This window comes from Veillonella sp. oral taxon 780 str. F0422 (assembly GCF_000221605.1).
Taxonomy (GTDB): domain Bacteria; phylum Bacillota; class Negativicutes; order Veillonellales; family Veillonellaceae; genus F0422.
This window is the reverse complement of the sequence record NZ_AFUJ01000025.1, coordinates 1-1,603: the sequence shown is the minus strand read 5'-3', so window position 1 is coordinate 1,603 and position 1,603 is coordinate 1. Positions and strand designations below refer to the sequence as shown.

The following is a 1,603-nucleotide window of genomic DNA, read 5'->3' as shown; positions in this document are numbered from 1 at the left end:
CGTGGTAATACGATTGTTACTAACTTGCTTATGGCGAAAGTATCGAAAATTGGTAAATTTAGAGACCAAGATACATTAGGTTATTTCCGCCGTTTAGTCGAAGTCTTAGAGAATGAAACATTACTAGCTGGTGTGACAGAACAATTGATGAAAGTACAACAACGTTTATTCCGTAAAGATAACTTGGAAGTATCTTTTGTAGGTACTACTGAAGAACTAGAAACTTTCTTAGCACATCTAGACGATATCACTGCTGTTTTAAGTGATGATAGTTGGGAAGCACAGCTAGAGATGACTCAATCCTATGTGAATGAAGGCTTAGCTACATCTGGTAAGGTACAATATGTGGCAAAAGGTGGTAACTTCCGTGATCATGGTGGTACACATACAGGTACTATGAGCGTCCTAGAAACTATGTTACGCTATGATTATCTGTGGAATTTGATTCGTGTACAAGGCGGAGCGTATGGAGCCTTTGCTAACTTCCATAATAATGGTAATATGGTGTTCTGTTCTTACCGTTGATCCAAATTTAGAAAAATTACATTACAAGTGTACGATGGATTGCCGACGTATTTACGTGAATTAGATTTATCTCCACGAGAAATGCGTAAATATATCATTGGTACTATGAGTGGACTGGATGTATCTAATACACCATTCCTACAAGGAGCTCGCGCTATGAGCTTATACTTTGGGAACACCAATGAAGCAAATATGACGGCTTTCCGTCAACAAGTCTTGGAAACAACAGTAGAAGACTTACGTGGATTAGCAGATGTCATTGAAAAAGTACTACAAGATAACCATATCGTAGTCATGGGTAGCGAACAGCGTATCAAAGAAGCAGAACAGCTTTTTGACAAAGTGAGTAACCTAGTACAATAACTTCATAAGAACATAGTAAAAGCCATACCCTATCTGGGAAACCAGAGGAGTATGGCTTTTGTGAGTTTATGATCTATAAAATAATAACGCACATCAGAATATTCTGATGTGCGAATTTTTATTATTTAGTTAGGGAAAATATATCCATCGATAGCATCGGCTTGTGTAATTTTGCTGTTTACGATGTAAGGCTGTTCTACACCGTGGAAGTTACGAGTGCCGATAGTTCCTTCCATTGTATACCAAGTATGCTCTAATAATGGCGTAGTAGAGGAGTACTCAGTAGGTAATCCGAATGGTGACATATCTGCTACACAACAAATCATTAGATCACGAGCTAATACAAAATCGTTACCTTGTAATGCTTTGTCATGATAAGAAATATAGCCTGTAGCAGATACTGTATATCCTTTATATTTTTCAATGTGATTAGATACTTTTAAAATGGTATCGTAATAATTTCTAGATGTTAATGTAATGTGTCGATGCGTATCATCGATACCATCACCAATGTTTTTATAATCGTTCGTTGGAACTGGTTCTTTGGTAATGGAAATAACTTGATCTACCGGTTCTTCTGCTGGTAATGCAAAGGCTTGGGCATGGAAGATGGATGGACTTAATAGTAAAGTACATAATCCGTATAGGATAGCATTTCGATACGAAGAGCCATAGGATTTACGGAATATGTTTTTACTCGCTTTAATCGTGCTCC

General features: G+C 37.3%; 2 protein-coding genes and 1 pseudogene. 2 read left to right on the top strand and 1 reads right to left on the bottom strand.

Annotated features, from left to right (window positions below):
* Positions 1-525 (top strand): annotated as a pseudogene (locus HMPREF9200_RS08060) (insulinase family protein); the annotation flags it as partial.
* 39 nt (positions 526-564) lie between these two features.
* Positions 565-888, top strand: a complete 324-nt coding sequence (locus HMPREF9200_RS08055) for a hypothetical protein (RefSeq protein ID WP_052847065.1) — start codon at positions 565-567, stop codon at positions 886-888.
* Positions 889-1,013: 125 nt separating this feature from the next.
* Here the strand turns inward: HMPREF9200_RS08055 and HMPREF9200_RS08690 are convergent.
* Positions 1,014-1,603: hypothetical protein (locus tag HMPREF9200_RS08690; protein WP_009353447.1), on the bottom strand; the 590-nt coding region annotated here is incomplete at its 5' end.